This is a genomic window from Sphingopyxis sp. LC363 (genome assembly GCF_000756385.1).
Classification (GTDB): Bacteria; Pseudomonadota; Alphaproteobacteria; order Sphingomonadales; family Sphingomonadaceae; genus Sphingopyxis.
Genome location: NZ_JNFC01000002.1, coordinates 1 through 20,790 on the forward strand (window position 1 = coordinate 1; position 20,790 = coordinate 20,790).

The window sequence follows — 20,790 nt, forward strand, 5'->3', positions numbered from 1 at the left end:
GACGTACAGATCCTCCCCATCGCGAAGCGCTGGGGAGGGGGAGTGTTGGGTCGTCCAGTCCCCCGGACTGGACTTGGATTGCCGGGGGCAATCCAACCCTACACTCCGCGAAGCGGTGGTGGAGGGGTCTGGCCTTGCACCGACGCCTGACGGCGTCGACCCCTCCGTCAGCCCTGCGGGCTGCCACCTCCCCATCGCTGCGCAAAGGGGAGGATTTGGACGACAGCTCTCCACCCCTAAGCCGACATCGGGGTGACGATCGCGCTGCGGCCCACTATGATGCTGGCGGGAGAAGCCCATGACCAAGCACCGCATCTATTCGATCAGCGTCGCGAGCGTGTATCCGCATTATATCGCCAAGGCGGAGAAGAAGGGGCGCACCAAGGCCGAGGTCGACGAGATTTTCCGCTGGCTGACGGGCTATAGTCAGAAGGCGCTTGAGGGCGAGTTGGCGAAGGGCACGAGTTTCGAGGATTTCTTTGCCGCGGCGCCGAAGCTCAACCCGGCGCGCGAGCTGATCACGGGCGTGATCTGCGGCATCCGGGTCGAAAATATCGAAGATCCGCTAATGAAGGAAATCCGCTATCTCGATAAGCTGATCGACGAACTCGCCAAAGGCAAGGCGATGGCGAAGATTTTGCGCATTCCGGGGGAATAGTTGCCGCCGATGTTAATGGTGTTATCTTTGACGACGGCAATATTTACATTGTTAACTTTGCGTTGATCTACGCGGCTTCGGGAGCCGCCATCTCTTCGGTCAGCCACGCGCGGAACCGCCGCATCGCGTCGCTCTCGGGGCGCGACATCAGGCGGGTGAGCCAGTAGCGGCCGGCGTCGATCGCGACCGCGAAGGGCTGGACGAGTAGCTCGGCGGCAAGCTCGCGCGCGAACATCGAGGGCGGCGCGAGCGCGACGCCGTGGCCCGAAGCGGCGGCGGCCGCCATCAGCGCCGAGCTGTCGAAAACGGGGCCCCGCAGGACGGGGACGGGCACGCCGGCGGCGGCGAACCAGAGCGCCCATTCGTCGGCGCGGTACGAGCGCAGCAGGCGTTCGGTGACGAGGTCGGCGGGTTTTTGAAGGCGCGCGGCGATCGCGGGGGCGCAGAGCGGCGCCAGCGGCGCGGCGAGCAGCGGCTCGGCATGGGTGCCGTGCCAGGCGCCGTCGCCGAAGCGGATCGCATAGTCGAGCGCCTCGCCCGCGAGGTCGACGCGGTTGTTGTTGGTCGCGATGCGCAGGTCGATCGACGGGTGCAGGCGCGCGAAGGCATCGAGCCGCGGCAGCAGCCAGCCGGTCGCGAAGGTGCCGACCACGCCGACCTTGAGCGCCTCGCGGAAGCGGCCGTCCGCATATTGATCGAGTGTCGCGGCGACGCGGTCGAACGCCTCGGCGACGACGGGGACGAGCGCATGGCCCTCGTCGGTGAGCGCGAGGCCGCGCGGCAGGCGGTGGAAAAGGCGCGTGCCGAGGCGGCGTTCGAGCTGTGCCACCTGATGGCTGACCGCGCCTTGGCTGACGTGGAGCTCGATCCCCGCGCGCGTGAAGTTGAGGTGGCGCGCCGCCGCCTCGAAGGCGCGGAGGGCGTTGAGCGGGAGCTGGGCGCGGTCCATGACCCGTCATTAATTATTCTTATGGCTTTGTCGAGAAATGATGCTTTGTCGTCGGGCCGGCGAACGGGCATTTCCGGGGACGAAGGGAGACGAAAATGTTCGATGCAATCAACCTGTTCGCCTGGCTCGCGGGTGTGAGCGGGGCGCCGGTTCCGGCGGTCGATCCGCTGACGCAGCCGATCGAGACCTCGCGATCGGCCGGGTGGCTGGCGCCTGCGGAACCGGAGAAAATTTTCGGTAAGACCTATCTTGTCGGTTTCGCGGGGATGAGCGTCGCGCTGATCGACACCGGCGACGGGCTGGTGCTGGTCGACGGCGCGCTGCCGCAGGCGGCGCCCGCGATCCTCGCCAATGTCCAGAAGCTGGGGTTCGACCCCAAAGACATCAAATTTATTCTGAGCACCGAACCGCATTTCGACCATGCCGGCGGGCTCGCGGCGCTCGCGCGCGACACCGGCGCGACGGTGGTGGCGAGCGCGCGCGGTGCCGAGGGGCTGCGCATGGGGAAGCACGCCGACGACGATCCGCAGCTCGGCTATGGCGGCAGCTGGCCGGCGGTGGAGCGGGTACGCGTCGTCAAGGACGGCGAGGTGCTTAAGCTTGGCAAGACCGCGATCACCGCGGTCGCGACGCCGGGGCACACGATGGGCAGCATGAGCTGGCGCTGGCGCGCGTGTGAGGGCCGCGTCTGCAAGGCGGTGGTCTTTGCGTCGAGCCTCAATCCGGTGTCGGCCGACGGCTATCGCTTCACCTCCAAGGCCGGCGCGCCCTTTGTCGAGGGGTTTGCCGCAAGCTATCGCAAGATGGACGCGATGCCGTGCGACATATTGATCTCGGCGCATCCCGACAATGCGGGGCCGGGGCGGTATAACGACGCGCCGGGCGCGTGCCGCGCCTATGCCGACAGCTCGCGCAAGCGGCTCGAGAAACGGCTGGCGGAGGAGCGTACGCGATAGCAATCAATTCTGCGGCTTTTCAACCTTGTAAGCCCCCGCAATCGCGCTAGTCTGACGGCGAGTTTACGGGGGATTGCTCGATGTTGGACGCCGCCTTGCTGTTCGCTTTCCTGCCGGCTGCGGCGCCCGCGCCGCCCGTCACCGGCAATTCCGCCTATTCGCAGCAACTGCTGGCGTGGAATCCCGGCGAGATCCGCTGCGACGGCGCGGCGGTTCCGGGCACGGCGTTGCGCCCCGGCGTCGATGTGGCGACGATGGACCCGCAGCGGATCAAGCCCATATCCTATCGTTTCGCAATCGACGGTGCGGGGCGCACGCACTCGATCGTGCGCGACAGCGGTAGCGTTTCGCCCTTCGGGCAGGATATCGACCCGGCGCTGGCGGCGAGCCGCTTTGCCGCGGGGGCGCCGCGCGCGAATTGCGAAATCAGCTATTCGCCGCAATTCGCGTCGCTGGCGCAGGCGCCGCTCGCCGACATCGCCGCCTATTCGATCTTTCCGACCGGGCCGAGATTGCCCAAGGCGGGTTGGGACCGCTTCGCCGCCGCCGGCGATTGCCGCGACAAGCCGCGCCCGGTCGCGCTGCTGCGCGCGCGTCCCGATTTTGCGAAGCTGAAGGCGACTCCCGGCGTGCGCGACTGGTCGCTCGTCACCTATGACACGGATGATGAAGGGACCCCGGTCAATGTGCGGATCGCGCATGGCACCGGCAATGACGAACTGGACACCGCCGCGATCGAGGCGGTGCGGGCGTCGCGCTTCACCGGCGGTGCGCGGACGGGCTGCCTCTATCCCTATTGGCGCGGCGCGGCGAAGATTGCGGCGCCCGAACGGCCCGACAAGGCGGCGATGCGCCCCGCGAACGCCGCTTGTCCGGCAAAGATCGAGTGGGCGAGCCGGCCGACGACCTCTTATCCGACCGCCTATCGCAAGCGCGCGATCGAGGGCTGGGCGATGGTTTCGTTCGACGTCGCGCCGTGGGGCGAGGTGGGCAATGTCAAGCTGCTCGAAGCGCAGCCGTCGGCGGATTTCGGCGGGCAGGCGATCTCAATCGTGCGCAGCGGCCGCGTCGTGCCTTCGGCGCGGGGCGCGTCGGGCTGCGTCGAAACGGTGAAATTCCTGATGCCGGATCGCAATCAAGCCGACGATGAGGATGAGACGCCGGTCCAGCGACAAGACGTGCCTATTTTTTGATGTGGCTTCGGTCGAGCCGGCACCAACCAACCGCCGAAACCGCGTCCGGTATTGGGGGCTGCTCGCCGCTTCGCCGCCTATTTATCGACGACCAGACATGGCTGGCCGTCCTTGCGCAGCGCCGCGCAGAAGCTTTCGGCCTCGCCCTTGTTCGCGAAGCCGCCGGCCTGGAGGCGGGTGAGCTTGCCGCCCTTGACCAGATAGGGCTGGCGTCCGGCGAAGGCCGGATTCTTCTTTTCGAGCGTCGCCCAGAGTTTGCGCGCATTGCCGTCGACGCCGAAGGCGCCGAGCTGGGCGCGCCACGGGCTGGCGGCGGCACCGCTGTGGACGCGAACGGGGGCGGGGACCGCCTTGACCGGTTCGGATTTGGCCGGCGCGGGTTCGGCCTTGGCGGGTTTTGCCGGTGCCGGGGCGGGCGCCGACGGCAGCGGGCCGCTTGCGGGCGGCGGCGCGTAGGTCGTGCCCGGCTGGCCGGTCGCGGCGACGGCGTCGGCGGTCGCTTCGGCCGCCGCCGCCGCCGCGGCGCTGGCGACGGGCGAGGGCGGCACGGCGACGCTGCGGATCGGTTCGGGAAGCTTCGCGGCGGATGGCGGCGCGGGCTGTGCCTTGATCACCGGCGGCGGCATGTAGCTGGTACCGGGGGTCGAGGCGGGCAGGCTCGCCGTCTTGATCGGAGATGCGGGCGCGGGTTTCGGCGTGGCCGGTGTCGCTGCGCTGACCGCGGCGAGGCGCGCCTGCTGTTCGCCGCGCTCGATGTCGGGAATCATCGCGAGGCCGCGCTGGCGCTGCTCGAGCGGGATCAGATTGTCGAGCTGGACGAGGCGCGCCGAGGCGATGGCGAGCCCGGCGTCGCTCGCGCGCTTGGTGAGTGCATAAGCGCGCGGCCAGTCCTGCGCCGCGAGGTCGCCGTTGAAGTGCGCGGTGCCCAGAACATATTGGGCGCGCGGTTCGCCGCGTGCGGCCGAGCGGGCGATGAAGGTCATCGCCTCTTCGCGCCGGTTCGCGGTGAAGAGGACGAGGCCGAGATTGTCCTCCGCCTGCAAATGTCCCTGTTTCGCGGCGCGGCGATACCAGGCTTCGGCTTGGCCCAGATCGGTCGGCACGCCGCGGCCGAGCTTGTACGCCTGGCCGAGGTTGAACTGCGCATCGGCGTCGCCGGCGATCGCGAGCGGGCGCCATTCGGCGACGGCCGCCTGATAATTGCCCGCCTGCCAGGCATCGACGCCGTCCTTGACGTCGGCAAAGGCGGGTGCCGCCAGCATCGACACAAGGGCGAGCGGAAGGGCCAGTGAAACGGGGGTGCGGAACGAACGCATCTTATTCTCCAATGACTTGCGCGGCATGACAGCGGCTGCAGTCCCCGGATGCTTCATAGCGCCAATTGGCTAACACGGCGTTAGCGACAAAATGCGGCGCGCCGAACTTGATCCGTTCTGGGACAAGTTGGTCTTGAGGGATTGTTTACCATATTCGCGAGCAAGTCGTTCACCTTCTTTTTATCATCGTTAACCCAATTTTAGCGCCCCGCATGGCATCCCTTCGCCGATTTTTGGATTTCCGAGGGGGTAACGCAGTGCGCGTATTGGCATTGGCTTCACAGAAAGGCGGGTCGGGCAAGACGACGCTGTCGGGGCACCTTGCGGTGCAGGCGCAGCTTGCCGGCGCCGGCCCGGTCGTCCTGATCGACATCGACCCGCAGGGCTCGCTCGCCGACTGGTGGAACGAGCGCGAAACCGACCTTCCGGCCTTTGCCCAGACCACGGTCGCGCGGCTCGCCTCCGACCTTGAAATCCTGCGCCAGCAGGGCTTCAAGCTCGCCGTCATCGACACGCCGCCGGCGATCACCATGGCGATCCAGAGCGTGATTTCGGTTGCCGAGCTGATCGTCGTCCCGACGCGCCCCAGCCCACATGACCTCCGCGCCGTCGGCGCCACCGTCGACCTGTGCGAACGCGCGGGCAAGCCGCTGGTGTTCGTCGTCAACGCCGCCACCCCGAAAGCGAAAATCACCAGCGAGGCCGCGGTTGCGCTGTCGCAGCACGGCACGGTCGCCCCGGTCACGTTGCACCACCGCACCGATTATGCCGCGTCGATGATTGACGGCCGCACGGTGATGGAGGTCGACCCCAACGGACGCTCGGCCGACGAAATCCGCCAGCTGTGGACCTATATGAACGATCGCCTCGAAAAGAATTTCCGCCGCACGATCTTTGCCGCACCGATCCCGACGCAGGGCAATTACGGCGCGGTTCGCCCGATGGGTGGTGGCTTCGGCCGCCGCATCGCCGGTCAGTGACGGGAGCGGGAACCATGGGCGAACCGAAACCCCTCGCATCGCTGAGCGCCGGACTTCTGGCGCGCAAGGGCGGAGCGCGTCCCGCGATGCGCCGCCAGCCGCTCGGCAGCGGCCCCGCGCCGCTCAATACCGGTGGCTACGACGACCTTGGCTGGAACGACATGGGATATGATGTCGACCCCGACCAGTCGAGCGAACCCGCGCGGATGCTCGACCTGAAACCTTTGCTCACCGGATCGGTGCTGGCGCATAATGTCGAGGCCGAACATGCGGTCGACGACAGTGCCGGCCACGAGCTGGCGCCCGACTTCGCCGCGCCCGCAGACGATTTCGGTACGGACGATTATGGCGTCGGCCAGTTCGCGCCCGAAGCGGCCGAGGTTCCCGAGGTCGTCCGCCAGCAGGAATCGCTGATCGAACGCGTCGCCGCGGTGGCGCGCAAAGTCGAAGCGCGCCCCGAGCCGAAACCGAAAAAGGAAAAGGCACCGCGCGCGCTGCGCGCCCGCGAAAAGGCTGCGTTCACGCTGCGCCTCGATGCCGAACGCCACCTGCGCTTGCGGCTTGCGAGCGCGGTGACGAACCGGTCGTCGCAGATGATCCTGACCGACCTGCTCGACGAATATCTGGCGTCGCTGCCCGAAATCGACGCGATGGCGAGCCGCCTGCCGGCCGCGCGCCCGGCGCGCGGGTCGCGCTGAAAGACATAAGAGGGGGACCCATCATGAACCGCAAATTGCTGAAGAAGCTGGCCCTTTCGGGCTTCGTCCTCGGCGTCGCGACCGGGTGCAGCGGCATGGGCAAGATGGCCGATGCGCCGTCGCGCGCCGCCGGAACGCCCGCGCTTGCCGCCAAATCGGCGGACAAGGCGCGCGCGGCGCTCGAAGCCGGCAAGCCGAGCAAGGCCGTCGGCCTTGCCGAAGCGGCGGTGGCGGGTAGTCCGCGCGACGCCGGTTTTCGCGCGTTGCTGGGTCAGGCCTACCTCAATGACGGCCGCTTCGCCTCGGCGAGCGCGGCGCTGACCGAGGCGATGGAACTCGGCGCGACGGACAGCAACACGATCCTCTCGCTGACGCTGTCGCAGATCGCGCAGGGCAAGAATGGCGAGGCGGTGTCGCTGTTGACGCGGCATCGCGACACGGTTCCGGCGCCCGACCTGGGGCTGGCGCTCGCTTTGGCGGGCGACGCCGAAGGCTCTCTCTATGTCCTGGGCCAAGCCGCGCGCGCCGAGGGCGCCGAGGCGCGGACGCGGCAGAATTTTGCGCTCGCGCTCGCGCTGTCGGGCCGCTGGGCGCAGGCGCGGATTGTGGCGTCGCAGGATCTGTCGCTCGACAAGCTCGAAGGCCGGATGGCCGAATGGTCGAAACTCGCCGAACAGCCGAACGCGCAGGTCCGCGTCGCGGGCCTGATCGGCACCGAGGCGCAGCAGGACGCGGGGATGCCGGTCCGCCTCGCGCTCAGCAATTTCGCCGATACGCAAATGGCGGCCGCCGAGCCGGTCAGCGCGCCTGCTGTGCTCGCCAGTGCCGATCCGGCACCGGTCGCCGACTATGCGCCGCCGCCGCCGGTGCTCGCAGATGCGGGCAGCACGATCCGCAGCGTCGAATTGCCGATGCCGGTGCGCACCAAGGGCGGCGTCGTGCCGGTCACCGAATTGCCGCAGCCGACGCCGGCTGGCGAGATGATCCTTGCCGAAACCGCACCCTATCGCGCCGCGCCGCGCGCCCAGGGCGAGGGGCGCATCCGGCCCGCGCAGCAACAGGCGCTCGAACTCGCGACGGTGCTGATCCCCAAGGCGATGGGTTTCGACGCGAAAAATCCCGACGGCTGGGCGGTGCAATTGGGCGCTTACGACAGCCTGGCGATCGCCAAGGAAAAATGGGGCACGCTGAAAAAGCGCAACAACATGCTCGGGAATTTCCCGGCGTCGAGCCATGCCGCGACGATCAAGGGCCGCACTTACTATCGCCTGACGGTCAACGGCCTCGCCTCGCGCACCGATGCGACGAGCCTGTGCAATCAGCTGAAAGCACAGGGCCAGACCTGCTTCATCCGCGCGATGGGCGGCGGCGAGACGATCCAGTGGGCGGCGAAGGCGGGTTCGATGCGGCTCGCATCGCGATAGGGCAGATTTTCCGGAAAAGGGGGAGGGGCGTGGCCGCGAGGCCGCGCCTCTTTTGCATTATAAGGCGGCCGCAAACGACGGCTGCCGAGGGTCAGAAGCGAAAGAAATAGGGCATGCTTTCGAGCGTCTCGACGACCTTGCATTTGGCACCCACGCTCTTGCAACTGCCCATCACCGAACGTTTCGCGCCGCCGGGCGTGCCCGCGAAGCCGGCATAATATTGCCCTTCCTTGTCGCGCGCGATCGCGAAATGGCCATTGCCGCCCCATAAGCCAACGACGCAGTCCCGGCCGCCCGCCTCGTGGCACGCCGTCATCGCATATTGTTCGGCTTGCTCGCGGCTGTCGCCGCGCAGCGCGCCATAGCTATAGCCGGGCTGGCCCGACGCCGAGCGCCAGAAGGCGATCGCGGCGAAGCTGTTGACCATATAGCCGCCGACATATTCCTGTTTTTCCTGCGCGAAGGGGATGACCTGCCCGGGCGCGGCCGGGGGGCGGGCGTCACCATAGATTTGTTGCAGCACCTGCGGCGGCGGGGCGTTGCAGGGGAGCCCTTGCGCGCAGGGGATGCCCTGGACGGGTTGCATCTGCGCGGCCGCGGCGGGCGCGAGGAGGGCGGAGAGAAGAGCTGGCACGGCAAGACGGCGCATGGGGTCATCCTCGCTGTTTATCCAAACCTGTCCGAGGGGTATCGAATTAAATCAGCGAGATAAAGCCTGTATCAGCGTATCCGCAACCCGCCCTTCCACATCATCGTCGCGCGGCCCTGTACCGGCATGCCGTCGAAGGGCGTGTTGCCCGCCCAGGCGGCCATTTTCTTCGCATCGACCTGCCACGGCGTGCCGTCGTCGACGAGGATGAGGTCGGCTTCCATGCCCACCGCGAGGCTGCCGGCGTCGACGCCGAGAAGGGAGGCCGGAGTCGCCGCGAGCAGTTCGAACAGGCGGCCGGGCGAGACATGGCCGTCGCGGACGAGGCCGAGGCCAAGCGCGAGCAGGGTTTCGGCGCCCGCCATGCCGGGCAAAGCCTCGGCGAAGGGGAGGCGCTTGTCCTCGGGGCCGCGCGGGTCGTGGCCCGACGACAGGATGTCGATCGTGCCGTCCTTGATCGCGGCGAGGCAGGCGTGGCGGTCGTCCTCGCTGCGCAAGGGCGGTGAGAGGCGCGCGAAGGTGCGGAAATCGCCGATCGCGGTGTCGGAGAGCAACAGGTGCGCGGGGGTGATGCCGCAGCGGACGGGGAGGCCCTTCGCCTTGGCGGCGCGGATCAGGTCGAGCCCGCGCGCGGTGGTGACCTGGCGAAAATGGACGGGGGCGCCGGTTTCCTCGACGAGCGCGAGGTCGCGCGCGACCGCCATCGCCTCGGCGATCGCGGGGGCCGAGGCGAGGCCAAGGCGCGTCGCCATTTCGCCGTCGGTTGCGACCGCGCCGGCGGTGAGGCCTTCATCCTCGGCATGGATGATCGTGACGAGGCCGAGCGAGGCGGCATAAGCGAGGACGCGGCGCATCACGCCGCTGTCGGCGATGCGACCGCGGCCGGTGGCGACGGCGCGCGCGCCCGCCTGTTTCATCAGGCCGATCTCGGCGAGTTCCCTGCCCGCGAGGCCCTTGGTCGCGGCGGCGAGCGGGTGGACCCAGAGGTCGGGCTTGCCGCCCTTGGCGGCGCGTTCGACGAGCCCGGCGCCGTCGAGCGGGCCGCTGTCGGGCATCAGCGCGGCGCGCGTGATGCCGCCGAAGTGGAAGGCGGGCTTGTCGGTCGCGAAGACGCCGAGGTCGATGATGCCGGGGGCGAGCCATTGGCCCTTGGCGTCGATGGTTTCGGTTCCGTCGGGGACTTCGGTCGGATCGATGGCGGCGATGCGGCCGTCGACCGCGAGCAGGCTGCCCGCGCGCGGCGTGTCGCCGTCGATCAACTGGGCACCTACGATGTGGAGCGGCCTCAGTTCCATCCCGGGACCCCCCGCTGGCGGCGCGTCAATATGTCGAGGCACGCCATGCGGACGGCGACCCCCATTTCGACCTGTTCGGTGATCGTCGAGCGCGCGGGATCGTCGGCGATGCTGCTGTCGATTTCGACCCCGCGGTTCATCGGACCGGGGTGCATGACGATGGCGTCGGGCTTCGCCTTTTCGAGCCGCTTCGGCGTGAGGCCGTAGAGCGCGTGATATTCGCGCGCCGAGGGGAGGTAGGCGCCGTCCATGCGCTCGTTCTGGAGGCGGAGCATCATCACGACGTCGGCGTCTTTGATTCCTTCATCCATGTCGGTGAAGGTGGTGACGTGCATCCGCTCCATCGCGGGCGGGGTGAGCGTGGGCGGCGCGACGACGCGCACCTCGTTGCCGAGCAGCGTCAGCGCGAGGATGTTCGAGCGCGCGACGCGGCTGTGAAGGACGTCGCCGCAGATAGCGATCGTGAGCCCCTCGACGCGGCCGAGGCGGCGGCGGATCGTCAGCGCGTCGAGCAGCGCCTGCGTCGGATGCTCGTGGCGGCCGTCGCCGGCGTTGAGGACGGGGCAGTCGACCTTGTCGGCGATGAGCTGGACCGCGCCCGACGAGGCGTGGCGAATGACGATCGCATCGGCGCGCATCGCGTTCAATGTCATCGCGGTGTCGATCAGCGTCTCGCCCTTTTTCACGCTCGACTGAGCCGCGTGCATGTTGACGACGTCGGCGCCGAGGCGCTTGCCCGCGATCTCGAAGGAGAGAAGCGTGCGGGTCGAATTTTCGAAAAAGGCGTTGATGATCGTCAGGCCCGCGAGCCGGTCGTCATGCTTCGACGCGCCGCTGCGGTTGAGTTCGACCCACTCTTCGGCGGCGTCGAGGACGTAGCTGATCTCCCACGGGGTGAGCGGGGCGATGCCGGTGAGGTGGCGATGGCGAAAGGCATCGCCGCCGGGCGGATAGTCGCTGGCGGGTCGGGTGGTGGAGCTTGTCATTAAAGGGGAGCGTTTAGGTGCGGGGGGCGATTCTGGCAAGCGAAGATCCTCCCCGTTGGGGGAGGATCAGCGCGTCATCGCGTCGATCGCGCCTTGCAGGATGAACGCCGCCGCCGCGCTGTCGACGCGTGTCGCGCGCTTGGCGCGGCTGACGTCGGCGGCGATCATCGCGCGCTCGACCGCGGCGGTCGACCAGCGCTCGTCCCAGAGCAGAAGCGGAAGGCCGAGCGGCGCGAGGTTGCGCGCGAAGGCGCGGGTGCTTTGGGTGCGCGGGCTGTCGCTGCCGTCCATGTTGAGGGGGAGGCCGACGACGAGGCCGACGATATTATGCTGTGTGATCAGCGCCTTGAGCGTTTCGAAGTCGACCGAGAATTTCTTGCGGAGGATCGTCTTGTCGGGGGTCGCGAAGCTCCAGTTCGTGTCGCAGAAGGCGACGCCGATCGTCTTCGTGCCGACGTCGAGCCCCGCGAGACGGCCGCCGTTCGGGAAATTGGCGGCAAATTCGGGGGCGGCGGTGGTGATCATCACGGCCTCTCTAGAACATGATCGCCTTTGAATGAAAGACATCACCACCGTTCCGTCATCCTGGCGAAGGCCGGGATCTCGCCGGTGTGTCAGGATGCCAGAGTGAGATCCCGGCCTTCGCCGGGATGACGATTTAGGTGAGGAGGCGAGCGGGTTGAGAGCTGGACCCCGGATCAGGTCCGGGGTGACGGAGGGGGAGTAGTGGGCGTCGCCGGCTCCAGCGGTGCCGCCGGGGGCGGCACGGGCGACGGCTTGCCTTCATAGGTGGCAAGCCGGCGGAGCGCGTCGGCGCGGACGTTCGCCCAGAAGAGGGTGATGTCGTAGACGTGATAGTTGTTGCCGGGGAGCACATAGCCCGCGACGACATAATTCTTCGCGATATCGGCGTCGCCGATCATCAGGAAGCCTCGCGTGTCGTCGCATGTGGCGCCGATCTTGCCCGCGACCAGCGATCCCGACTTGAAGCCGGTGGTGGGCTTGAGCGTACCGATATTCGCCTCGGGCGGCGCGGCGGTATCGGGAACGCCGGTGAGCGGGTTGGTGCAGAGCATCCGCGTTTCGGCGCGCGGGCGGCCGTCGAAGCCGATGGTGCCGTCATAGGCGTCGGTGACCATCGCCGGGTCGGCGGGGTCGGCGAAACTCGCCCAGCCGAGGATGCAGCCCTTCTGCTCGGGCGTCTGGCACGCGGGCAGGCCGAGACCGGCGATATCGGTATCGAGGCTGACCGGCCAGCCGATGACATAGGCGGCGACGATGCGCTTCGCGAGCGGAGTGCCTGCGATCTTCGTGCGGAGCAGGGTGGTGAGATGGAGCGCGCCCTGGCTGTGGCCGGCGAGGATGATCGGCTTGTCCTTCGGCTGCGCGGCGAGGAAGGCGTCGAACGCTTCCTCGACGTCGCGATAGGCGGAATCGATCGCCTTGCCCGCGGTGACGCGGTCCTGCGCGAGAAAAGCGCCGAGCGTCGCCTGGCGATAGCGGGGCGCCCAGATTTCGCCGGCATCGGCAAAGGCGCTCGCCATGCCCTGCACGAACAGATTGGCGCGGTGGTCCGAATCGCGATCCTCGAGCGGGGCGTTCCAGCTCGAGCGGCTGTAATAGCTGGTCGGATGGACGAAAAAGACCGCGGCGTTGCCCTTGGGGAAGGGGGCTTCGGCGGCAGCCTCGGCCGCCTTGGCGGGCGGGATCAGCCGGCCGGCCGTCTTTTCGTCCGGAAGCTCGGTGCCGGGGGTTTCGCTGCCGTCGGAGGCGGGACGCCAGGCCGAGGGATCCTTTTCCATCCCCGGCCGCGCGAACCACATTTTGGGGTCGTCATAGGCGTTGGGCGCGACCGCGGCCTGCGGCTTGAACTCGGTGCTGGGGACGAAGGCGGTGCGCGCGATCCAGCCCGGGAAAAGCTGGTACACGACCCCGGCGGCAAGGATGAGGAGGATGATCGCGGCGATGAAGTAGAGGAACTTGCGGGCCAAATGGGGGCTCCATGGGAGAGGAATTGCTCCCATTCTAGCCGTTCGTGTCGAGCGAAGTCGAGACACCCGTCGCCAGTGCGTGACCGCGGGGCATCTCGACTTCGCTCGATGCGAACGGAAAAGGGGGAGGTTCACGGTGTCTAGAGACGCGCATTTGGCTTGCCGCGCGCCGTGAAACAAGCCCAGATGTCGGCATGACCGATGCAGTAGCAGCCGGCGCCGCCGCCGATTCGCCCCTCAGGCCGTCCCATGTCTCCGCGCGTCTCGACGATAGCGATCCGCCCTGGCCGCTGCGCCCGTGGATCATGGCGGCGATCTGCGCCGCCGCGGGGCTCGCCTTTCACCTGCTGATCGACCATCATTATGACGATGCGCTCGCGCATTGGCGGAGCGCGCTGGCGACGGGGATCGCGGCGGCGACGGTGGTGTTCGTGCTCGGAGTCGAACGACGCCGCTGGCACTGGGCGCTGGGCTTCGCGCTCGGCTGGGGCGTGATCCTCGGGCTGATCGCGCGGACGACCGCGGCCTATAATATCCAGGGCAATCCGGTCGAATGGCCCTTCTGGTCGGGGATTCTCGCGGTGCTCGTCGCGACCCCGCTGTTCCAGACGCGGCGCGACGTCGCGCCCGACTGGCGCTTCTGGAAGCTGTGGCAGATGCCGTACGCGCGGCTGCACAGCCATGCGTGGACCGACGCGGTGATCGGCGCGGCGAGCCTCGCGTTCGTCGGCATCACTTTTTTGCTGACGGTGCTGATCGGGCAGATGTTCAAGCTGATCGGGATCAACCTGATCTTCGACCTCTTGAACGACGAATGGTTCGGCTGGATGCTCGCGGGCGCGGCGTTCGGCGGCGCGGTGGGCCTGCTGCGCGAGCGCGACAAGCTGGTCGCGACCTTGCAGCGGCTGGTGATGATCGTGCTCGCGGTGCTCGCGCCGGTGCTCGCGGTCGCATTGGTGCTGTTCCTGCTTTCGCTCGCGGGAACGGGGCTGCAGAAGCTGTGGGATTCGGGCTTTTCGACCGCGGCGGTGATGATGGCGGTGGCGGCGTTCGCGGTGCTGCTCGCCAATGCGGTGATCGGCAACGGCGACGACGACCGCGCGACGAGCCCGGCGCTACGCTGGGCGGCGCCGGTGCTGGCGATCGCGGTGCTGCCGCTCGCCGCGATCGCCTTTTATTCGATGCACCTGCGCGTGGTCCAATATGGTTGGACCCCCGAGCGCATCTGGGGCGTGATCGCGGCGCTGATCGCGCTCGCTTATGGCATCGCGGGGCTGTGGGCGGTGGCGCGCGGGCGACGCGATTTCGACGACCTGCTGTGGCCGATGCAGCAGAAGCTGGCGATCGGGCTGGCGCTGCTCGCGCTGTTCCTTGCGTTGCCGATTCTCGATTTCGGGGCGATTTCGACGCGCGACCAGCTCGCCCGGCTGAAATCGGGAGCGACGCCGGTCGAGAAGTTCGACTGGGCGGCGATGGCGTTCGATTTTGGGCCGAGCGGGCGCGCGGCGCTGGCGGAGGTGGCGCGTTCGCCGCGGAAGGAGCGCGCCGACGCCGCGGAGGCGGCGCTGGCGGCGAAGAACCGCTGGGACCTGAGCGGACCGCGCGGCGCGCTGCTGCTGAAGCCGTTGGCCGAGCGGTTGCGTATCATTCCCGAGGGCCGCGCCTTGCCCGCCGAAGCGCTCGACCGGATTTCGGCGAGCTATATGTGCGGTCGCGCCAAGGCGTGCGTCGCGCTGTGGCTCGACGACAAAAGGATCGGCGTGCTGGGGCAGAATGAGCCGGGCGATGCGCTGAATTTCGACTTCGTGACGCAAAATGACGCCGGACAATGGGTGCAGGGCGATTGGGCGAAGCCCGTGCCCGCGAAAAGGCCGGCGGTCGACCTGTCGACGGCGCGGATCGAGGTCGAGACGGTGACGCAGCGCCGCGTGCTGGTGAACGGGGAGCCGGAATCGGGGACGTTCGATTGAGTTTTGTTCGTCCCTGTGGCGGAGCCATGGGGAGGTGGCAGCGGCGCAGCCGCTGACGGAGGGGCGGTAGCGCGACGTTGCGGCCCCTCCACCACTCGCTTCGCGAGCGGTCCCCCTCCCCATGGCTTCGCCACAGGGAGGATCATGGTTGATGCGATCCGGCGGGGATGCTAGCGGCGCGGCTTCGTTAAAGTTAGGGCGATCATGTCAATCGATCAGGCAACAGTAAGGAAAATCGCGTCGCTGGCGCGCATCGCGATCAGCGATGCCGAGGCCGCCGCGATGGAAGGCGAACTCAACGGCATTTTGGGCTGGGTCGAGCAACTCGGCGAGGTCGATGTGACCGGGGTCGAGCCGATGACCGCGGTGATCCCGAACCATCTGCGGCTGCGCGACGATGTCGTCGATGCCGACCCGCTGACCGGCGGCAATCGCCGCGACGATGTGCTGGCGAACGCCCCTGCGCCGCAGCACGGCTTCTTCGGCGTGCCGAAGGTGATCGAATAATGACCGAACTGACCAACCTGACCGTCGCGCAGATCCGCGACGGCCATCGCGCGGGCGATTTCAGCGCCATCGAGGTCGCCGAGGCGTTCAACGCCAATGTCGCGGGCGCGAAGGCATTGAACGCGTTCATCGTCGAGACGCCCGATCATGCGCTGGCGGCGGCGAAGGCGGCCGACGCCGACCGCGCCGCGGGGACGCTGAAGCCCTTGTCGGGCGTGCCGATCGGGATGAAGGACCTGTTCTGCACCAACGGGGTGCAGACGACCGCCGCGAGCCATATGCTCGAAGGCTTCGTGCCGCGCTATGAATCGACCGTTTCGCAGAAATTGTGGGACGCGGGTTGCGGCATGCTCGGCAAGCTGAACCTCGACCAGTTCGCGATGGGATCGTCGAACGAGACGAGCTATTTCGGCAACGTCATCAGCCCGTGGAAGCGCAACGACGGCGGCAATGCCGCGCTCGCGCCGGGCGGGTCGTCGGGCGGGTCTTCATCGGCGATCGCGGCGCGGCTCTGCCCGGCGGCGACAGGGACCGACACCGGCGGTTCGATCCGCCAGCCCGCGGCCTTCACCGGTATTTCGGGGATCAAGCCGACCTATGGCCGCTGCTCGCGCTGGGGCATTGTCGCCTTCGCCAGCTCGCTCGATCAGGCGGGACCGATGGCGCGCGACGTCAAGGACTGTGCGATCATGCTCGAGAATATGGCGGGCTTCGATCCGAAGGACGCGACGAGCCTCGACATGGCGGTGCCCAATTGGGAAGCGGCTTTGTCAAGCGATCTCAAGGGCAAGACGGTCGGCATTCCCAAGGAATATCGGCTTGAGGGCATCGACTCCGACATCGACGCGATGTGGGATGCGGGCATCGCGATGCTGAAGGATGCGGGCGCCGAGGTCGTCGAGATCAGCCTGCCGCACACGAAATACGCTCTGCCGGCCTATTATATCATCGCGCCCGCCGAGGCGTCGTCGAACCTCGCACGCTATGACGGCGTGCGGTACGGTTTGCGCGACCTGCCGCAGGGCGCGGGGTTGCAGGATATGTATGCCGCGACGCGCGCCGACGGCTTCGGGCCCGAGGTCAAGCGCCGCATCATGATCGGCACCTATGTGCTGTCGGCGGGCTTCTACGACGCCTATTACACGCAGGCGCAGAAGGTGCGGACGTTGATCGCGCGCGATTTCGAACAGGCTTTTGCCTCGTGCGACGTCATCCTCGCGCCGACCGCACCGTCGGCGGCGTTCGGGCTGGGCGAAAAGACCGCCGATCCGCTGGCGATGTATCTGAACGACGTGTTCGCGGTGCCCGCGAGCCTTGCCGGGCTGCCCGCGATGTCGGTCCCCGCGGCGCTGAACCGCGAAGGGCTGCCGCTGGGCCTGCAGATCATCGGCAAGGCGTTCGACGAGCAGGGCGTGCTCAATGCGGGGCTGGCGATTGAGGAGCGGGCGGGCTTCACGGCGCGTGCGGAGAAGTGGTGGTGAGTTTGAACCTGTCCGTTAAGCCCGTCTATGGATGGGGCTGGACGGACGGGGCTGGCACCGTCGAAACACCAAGTGAGTTTACAGCCATTGCTGAACGCAGCGGAGATCAATTGGTGGGAGTCGTCGGACCGGGTGAATTCTCCGGTTGGAAAGTTACCTTGTCGAAAAGACATACCGGACCTTTTGACGGGTTGGTGAATGTGACGATTCAGAACGATGGCGCAGAGGAAATATTCTCCGGTTCTGCGGAGATATCGAAGGACTTGATGGAATAATGAGCGACTATCGCATCAAGGGCGAAACCGGCGAGTGGGAGGTCGTGATCGGCCTCGAGGTCCATGCGCAGGTCACCTCCAACGCCAAGCTGTTCTCGGGCGCCGCGACGGCGTTCGGGGCCGAGCCCAACACGCAGGTGTCGCTGGTCGACGCCGCGATGCCGGGGATGCTGCCGGTGCCGAACCGCGAGTGTATCCGCCAGGCGGTGCGCACGGGAATGGCGATCGAGGCCGAGATCAACAAATGGTCGCGCTTCGACCGCAAGAATTATTTCTACGCCGACTTGCCGCAGGGTTACCAGATTTCGCAGCTTTATCATCCGCTTGTCGGCGAGGGTTCGCTGACGATCGCAGCCGATGAGAAGGCGGGTATCCCCTCCGACAAGGTGATCGGAATCGAGCGCATCCATGTCGAGCAGGACGCGGGCAAGCTGATGCACGACCAGCATCCGACGATGTCCTACGTCGACCTCAACCGGTCGGGCGTCGCGCTGATGGAGATCGTCTCGCGCCCCGACATGCGCTCGCCCGCCGAGGCGGGGGCCTATGTGCGCAAGTTGCGCTCGATCCTGCGCTATGTCGGGTCGTGCGACGGCAATATGGAAGAGGGCTCGATGCGCGCCGACGTCAACGTGTCGGTTCGCAAGCCCGGCGACGAATTCGGGACGCGCACCGAGACGAAGAACGTCAATTCGGTGCGCTTCGTGATGGCGGTGATCGAGGGCGAGGCGAAGCGCCAGGTCGAGCTGATCGAAAGCGGCGGCAGCGTGGTGCAGGAAACGCGGCTGTACGATCCCGACCGCAACGAGACGCGCTCGATGCGGTCGAAGGAAGATGCGCATGATTATCGCTATTTCCCCGATCCCGACCTGCTGCCGCTCATACTCGACGATGCGTTTCTGACCGAATGCCGCGCGAGCCTGCCCGAACTGCCCGACGCTAAGCGCGCGCGCTATCTGGCCGAAGGGATTTCGGCCTATAACGCCGACGTGCTGACCGCCGAGGTCGAGGTGGCGCGCTGGTTCGACGCGTTGCTCGAAGCGGGGGCGAAGCCCGTCGCGGCGGCGAACTGGGTGACGAGCGAGTTATTCGGTGCCTTGAACCGTCTGGGCCGCGATATTTCGGACTCGCCGGTCAGTCCCGCCCAGGCGGCCGAACTGCTCGGGCTCGTCGCCGACGGCACGATTTCGGGGACGATCGCCAAGGCGGTGTTCGAAAAGATGCTCGAAAGCGGCGATGCGGCGGGCGTGATCGTCGATCGCGAAGGGCTGAAGCAGACGAGCGACACCGGCGCGATCGAGGCCGAGATCGCCAAGGTCCTCGCCGCCAATGGAGACAAGGTTGCGCAGTATAAGGGCGGCAAGGAGGCCCTGTTCGGCTTCTTCGTCGGGCAGACGATGAAGGCGATGCAGGGCAAGGCGAACCCGCAGGTCGTCAACGAACTGCTGAAGAAGGCGCTCGGCTGACCCAATAAGTGATCGCGTTCACAGCGAATCCGGCCGCTTCGCTGTCATGGCATTGAAATCAGTGCAGATATGATGGGAAGGGCGGATATGATGAAGCGGATGATGGTTTCGGTCGGCGGCGCGCTCGCGCTGGTTGTCGGCGGTTCGGCAATCGCGGCGCCCGCCGTGAACGACGGATATGACTGGGCGATGCGCGTCAACGACGAGGGGCCGGTGCACGATGCGATCCTTGCCTATGAGGTCGACGGCACCGACGACCAGCCGCTGAACTTCACCTGCGAGGAAAGCGGCGACCGCGTCTTTGCAGGGATTTCGGGCGGTGCGCCCGACCTGACCGCGATCACCCTCGAGTCGGGCGACCAGCGCGTGCGGCTGACCGGGACGACCGAGGCCGACGAAATACCGACCTTTACCGCGCAGGAAATGCCCGCGACCTTTCCCTTCTTTCGCGCCTTTGCCGCGAACGGCTGGCTGCGGATGACCGCGAATGGCGACACAGTCGACATGACGGCGACGCCGCGCGGCAAACAGGCGATAGCGCGTTTCGCCGCTTTCTGCGCCGGCTGACGCGATGCGGCAGATGCTGCGCGCGCTGCTGACGCTGTGCTCGATGCTCGCCTTCGCCGGCATGGTGCGGGCGGAGACGGTCGTCTTCACCGACGTCAATGTCGTGCCGATGGACGCCGAGCGCGTGATTGCGCGCACGACGGTGATCGTCACCGACGGCAAGATCGCGAGCATCGGGATCAAGGCGAAGCTGCCCGCGGGGACGCCGGTGATTGACGGCAAGGGGGCGTGGCTGGTGCCGGGGCTCGCCGACATGCACAATCATGTGACGACGCGCGACGACCTGACGCTGCTGCTCGCGAACGGCGTCACCACGATGCTCAACATGGGCGAGGCGACGAACAGCTTCGCCGGGCGGACGCGGATAGCGGTGAACAAGGGCGAGGTGCCTGGGCCGCAAATTTTCACGGCGCTCGCGGTCGACGGCGACCCGCAATATGGCCATCTGGTCGTCAAGACGCCCGAGGATGCGCGCGCGATCGTCGGGATAGCCAAGGCGAACGGCTACAGCTTTATCAAGGTCTATACGAACCTGCCGGCCGATGCCTTCGCGGCGCTCGCCGGGGAGGCGAAGGCGCAGGGGATCGGTATCGTCGGGCATAATGCGAAAGCGGTCGGGCTTGCGAAGCAACTGGCGGCGGGACAGGCGATGGTCGCGCATGTCGAGGAATTTTTCTACGGTTTCTTCCCCGAACCGCCCGCGGATGACCAGAATGCGCCGCCCGCCGATGCGCGGATCGTCGACGCGATCGCGCTGGCGAAGGCGCATGGCGCCTTCGTCACGTCCGACCTGTTCAACTATCGCACGATCGCGGCGCAGTTCGGCAAGCCCGAGGTGGTGAAAGCCTATCTGGCGGCGCCCGAGGCGCGCTATCTGTCGCCCGCCGACCGGCTGGCGTGGGCGGGGTCGGGCTATCAGAAAAAGGCGGTCGACCTGTCGCGGCGCGTGGCGTTCGAGGCGCGCTTTGTGAAGGCGATGGCCGATGCCGGCGTGCCGCTGATCACGGGCGGCGACGCGCCGGCGATTCCGGGGCAGGTGCCGGGCTTCGCGCTGCACGAAGAGATCGACGCGATGCTCGCCGCCGGGCTGACGCCGTGGCAGGCGCTGTCGGCGGCGACGCGCACGCCGGGCGAATTCATCGCGAAGACGGTGCCGGGCGCGGCGAAGTTCGGCGTTGTGGCGCCGGGCTATCGTGCCGACCTGTTGCTCGTCGCCGAAAACCCACTCGAAGAACCTGCAACGCTGCGCTCGCCGCTCGGCGTGATGTCGGGCGGGCGCTGGTTGGACGTGGCGGCGTTGAAGGCGATGCTCGCCGACGTCGCGGCGCGGCGCTCTGGCCAGTAAAATATAGGAAAAAACAGGCCGGTTTATGTACGCCGATTTTTTGCTTGCCGCGTTTGAAGCTTTTTACGATGCACGCATTTGGGA

The 20,790-nt window shown here is 67.2% G+C and carries 20 protein-coding genes; 13 read left to right on the top strand and 7 right to left on the bottom strand.

The genetic code is table 11. From position 1 onward, the window contains the following. Positions 1-298: 298 nt before the first annotated feature. Entirely contained in the window at positions 299-658 is a 360-nt protein-coding gene (locus tag FG95_RS01405) for a DUF2200 domain-containing protein (RefSeq protein WP_037553447.1), read from the top strand. 67 nt (positions 659-725) lie between these two features. Here FG95_RS01405 and FG95_RS01410 read toward each other — a convergent pair whose 3' ends face one another. Beyond that, complete coding sequence (locus FG95_RS01410) at positions 726-1,607, bottom strand: LysR family transcriptional regulator (RefSeq protein WP_037553448.1); 882 nt, start codon at positions 1,605-1,607, stop codon at positions 726-728. A gap of 95 nt (positions 1,608-1,702) precedes the next feature. On the opposite strand from FG95_RS01410, the gene bla reads away from it, so the two are divergent. Beyond that, positions 1,703-2,563, top strand: a complete 861-nt coding sequence (gene bla / locus FG95_RS01415) for a subclass B3 metallo-beta-lactamase (protein ID WP_037553449.1) — start codon at positions 1,703-1,705, stop codon at positions 2,561-2,563. 80 nt (positions 2,564-2,643) lie between these two features. Then, positions 2,644-3,756 carry an energy transducer TonB gene (locus tag FG95_RS01420; protein ID WP_052181978.1) on the top strand — a complete coding sequence of 371 codons (1,113 nt, stop codon included), beginning with the start codon at positions 2,644-2,646 and terminating at the stop codon, positions 3,754-3,756. A 77-nt stretch (positions 3,757-3,833) separates the two neighbouring features. On the opposite strand, the gene FG95_RS01425 is transcribed toward FG95_RS01420, so the two are convergent. Further along, the gene (locus tag FG95_RS01425; RefSeq protein WP_152567549.1) at positions 3,834-5,072 is read right to left on the bottom strand and encodes an SPOR domain-containing protein; all 1,239 of its coding nucleotides are present in this window, start codon (positions 5,070-5,072) and stop codon (positions 3,834-3,836) included. Positions 5,073-5,329: 257 nt separating this feature from the next. On the opposite strand from FG95_RS01425, the gene FG95_RS01430 reads away from it, so the two are divergent. From FG95_RS01430 to FG95_RS01440, 3 genes are read left to right on the top strand one after another with little or no spacing between them, the layout of a single operon-like run. Further along, positions 5,330-6,052 (top strand): ParA family protein, encoded by a 723-nt coding sequence (locus FG95_RS01430; RefSeq protein ID WP_037553450.1) that lies wholly within the window; start codon positions 5,330-5,332, stop codon positions 6,050-6,052. A gap of 14 nt (positions 6,053-6,066) precedes the next feature. Then, the gene (locus FG95_RS01435; protein ID WP_037553451.1) at positions 6,067-6,750 is read left to right on the top strand and encodes a hypothetical protein; all 684 of its coding nucleotides are present in this window, start codon (positions 6,067-6,069) and stop codon (positions 6,748-6,750) included. Positions 6,751-6,773: 23 nt separating this feature from the next. Further along, complete coding sequence (locus FG95_RS01440; RefSeq protein ID WP_037553452.1) at positions 6,774-8,174, top strand: SPOR domain-containing protein; 1,401 nt, start codon at positions 6,774-6,776, stop codon at positions 8,172-8,174. A 91-nt stretch (positions 8,175-8,265) separates the two neighbouring features. On the opposite strand, the gene FG95_RS01445 is transcribed toward FG95_RS01440, so the two are convergent. From FG95_RS01445 to FG95_RS01465, 5 genes are all read right to left on the bottom strand, one after another. Then, positions 8,266-8,823, bottom strand: a complete 558-nt coding sequence (locus tag FG95_RS01445; RefSeq protein WP_037553453.1) for a DUF4189 domain-containing protein — start codon at positions 8,821-8,823, stop codon at positions 8,266-8,268. Positions 8,824-8,894: 71 nt separating this feature from the next. Then, complete coding sequence (locus FG95_RS01450) at positions 8,895-10,118, bottom strand: dihydroorotase (RefSeq protein WP_037553454.1); 1,224 nt, start codon at positions 10,116-10,118, stop codon at positions 8,895-8,897. Next, a complete protein-coding gene (locus FG95_RS01455) occupies positions 10,109-11,104 on the bottom strand; it encodes an aspartate carbamoyltransferase catalytic subunit (RefSeq protein WP_037553455.1) in 996 nt (331 codons plus the stop codon). Before FG95_RS01455 ends, FG95_RS01450 begins: the two co-directional genes overlap by 10 nt. A gap of 66 nt (positions 11,105-11,170) precedes the next feature. Continuing rightward, positions 11,171-11,629, bottom strand: coding sequence for a Holliday junction resolvase RuvX (gene ruvX / locus FG95_RS01460; RefSeq protein ID WP_037553457.1), 459 nt, complete (start codon positions 11,627-11,629; stop codon positions 11,171-11,173). Between the two features lie 173 nt (positions 11,630-11,802). Further along, positions 11,803-13,095: a DUF3089 domain-containing protein gene (locus FG95_RS01465; RefSeq protein WP_037553458.1), complete on the bottom strand. Its 1,293-nt coding sequence runs from the start codon at positions 13,093-13,095 to the stop codon at positions 11,803-11,805. A gap of 194 nt (positions 13,096-13,289) precedes the next feature. Between FG95_RS01465 and FG95_RS01470 the strand changes: the two genes are divergently transcribed. From FG95_RS01470 to FG95_RS01495, 7 genes are all read left to right on the top strand, one after another. Continuing rightward, on the top strand, positions 13,290-15,065 hold the full coding sequence (locus FG95_RS01470) for a DUF4153 domain-containing protein (protein ID WP_037553459.1): 1,776 nt from the start codon (positions 13,290-13,292) through the stop codon (positions 15,063-15,065). A 204-nt stretch (positions 15,066-15,269) separates the two neighbouring features. Then, positions 15,270-15,572, top strand: a complete 303-nt coding sequence (gatC, locus tag FG95_RS01475) for an Asp-tRNA(Asn)/Glu-tRNA(Gln) amidotransferase subunit GatC (protein WP_037553461.1) — start codon at positions 15,270-15,272, stop codon at positions 15,570-15,572. Further along, positions 15,572-17,053, top strand: a complete 1,482-nt coding sequence (gatA, locus tag FG95_RS01480) for an Asp-tRNA(Asn)/Glu-tRNA(Gln) amidotransferase subunit GatA (RefSeq protein ID WP_037553462.1) — start codon at positions 15,572-15,574, stop codon at positions 17,051-17,053. Before gatC ends, gatA begins: the two co-directional genes overlap by 1 nt. Next, on the top strand, positions 17,050-17,328 hold the full coding sequence (locus tag FG95_RS20410; RefSeq protein ID WP_152567550.1) for a hypothetical protein: 279 nt from the start codon (positions 17,050-17,052) through the stop codon (positions 17,326-17,328). The genes gatA and FG95_RS20410 overlap by 4 nt, the downstream gene beginning before the upstream one ends. Continuing rightward, positions 17,328-18,794, top strand: a complete 1,467-nt coding sequence (gatB, locus tag FG95_RS01485) for an Asp-tRNA(Asn)/Glu-tRNA(Gln) amidotransferase subunit GatB (protein ID WP_037553463.1) — start codon at positions 17,328-17,330, stop codon at positions 18,792-18,794. The genes FG95_RS20410 and gatB overlap by 1 nt, the downstream gene beginning before the upstream one ends. Before the next feature lie 87 nt (positions 18,795-18,881). After that, positions 18,882-19,361: a hypothetical protein gene (locus FG95_RS01490; RefSeq protein ID WP_037553464.1), complete on the top strand. Its 480-nt coding sequence runs from the start codon at positions 18,882-18,884 to the stop codon at positions 19,359-19,361. Positions 19,362-19,365: 4 nt separating this feature from the next. Next, the gene (locus FG95_RS01495) at positions 19,366-20,706 is read left to right on the top strand and encodes an amidohydrolase family protein (protein WP_052181980.1); all 1,341 of its coding nucleotides are present in this window, start codon (positions 19,366-19,368) and stop codon (positions 20,704-20,706) included. The last annotated feature ends 84 nt before the right edge of the window (positions 20,707-20,790 follow it).

Bases quoted from the DNA above. Each gene is read 5' to 3' on its own strand.
- gatB (WP_037553463.1), top strand. From the start codon at position 17,328: ATGAGCGACTATCGCATCAAGGGCGAAACCGGCGAGTGGGAGGTCGTG.
- FG95_RS01445 (WP_037553453.1), bottom strand. From the start codon at position 8,823: ATGCGCCGTCTTGCCGTGCCAGCTCTTCTCTCCGCCCTCCTCGCGCCC.
- bla (WP_037553449.1), top strand. From the start codon at position 1,703: ATGTTCGATGCAATCAACCTGTTCGCCTGGCTCGCGGGTGTGAGCGGG.
- FG95_RS01440 (WP_037553452.1), top strand. From the start codon at position 6,774: ATGAACCGCAAATTGCTGAAGAAGCTGGCCCTTTCGGGCTTCGTCCTC.
- gatA (WP_037553462.1), top strand. From the start codon at position 15,572: ATGACCGAACTGACCAACCTGACCGTCGCGCAGATCCGCGACGGCCAT.
- ruvX (WP_037553457.1), bottom strand. From the start codon at position 11,629: ATGATCACCACCGCCGCCCCCGAATTTGCCGCCAATTTCCCGAACGGC.
- FG95_RS01425 (WP_152567549.1), bottom strand. From the start codon at position 5,072: ATGCGTTCGTTCCGCACCCCCGTTTCACTGGCCCTTCCGCTCGCCCTT.
- FG95_RS01405 (WP_037553447.1), top strand. From the start codon at position 299: ATGACCAAGCACCGCATCTATTCGATCAGCGTCGCGAGCGTGTATCCG.
- gatC (WP_037553461.1), top strand. From the start codon at position 15,270: ATGTCAATCGATCAGGCAACAGTAAGGAAAATCGCGTCGCTGGCGCGC.
- FG95_RS01455 (WP_037553455.1), bottom strand. From the start codon at position 11,104: ATGACAAGCTCCACCACCCGACCCGCCAGCGACTATCCGCCCGGCGGC.
- FG95_RS01435 (WP_037553451.1), top strand. From the start codon at position 6,067: ATGGGCGAACCGAAACCCCTCGCATCGCTGAGCGCCGGACTTCTGGCG.
- FG95_RS01450 (WP_037553454.1), bottom strand. From the start codon at position 10,118: ATGGAACTGAGGCCGCTCCACATCGTAGGTGCCCAGTTGATCGACGGC.
- FG95_RS01410 (WP_037553448.1), bottom strand. From the start codon at position 1,607: ATGGACCGCGCCCAGCTCCCGCTCAACGCCCTCCGCGCCTTCGAGGCG.
- FG95_RS01470 (WP_037553459.1), top strand. From the start codon at position 13,290: ATGACCGATGCAGTAGCAGCCGGCGCCGCCGCCGATTCGCCCCTCAGG.
- FG95_RS01420 (WP_052181978.1), top strand. From the start codon at position 2,644: ATGTTGGACGCCGCCTTGCTGTTCGCTTTCCTGCCGGCTGCGGCGCCC.
- FG95_RS01490 (WP_037553464.1), top strand. From the start codon at position 18,882: ATGATGAAGCGGATGATGGTTTCGGTCGGCGGCGCGCTCGCGCTGGTT.
- FG95_RS01495 (WP_052181980.1), top strand. From the start codon at position 19,366: ATGCGGCAGATGCTGCGCGCGCTGCTGACGCTGTGCTCGATGCTCGCC.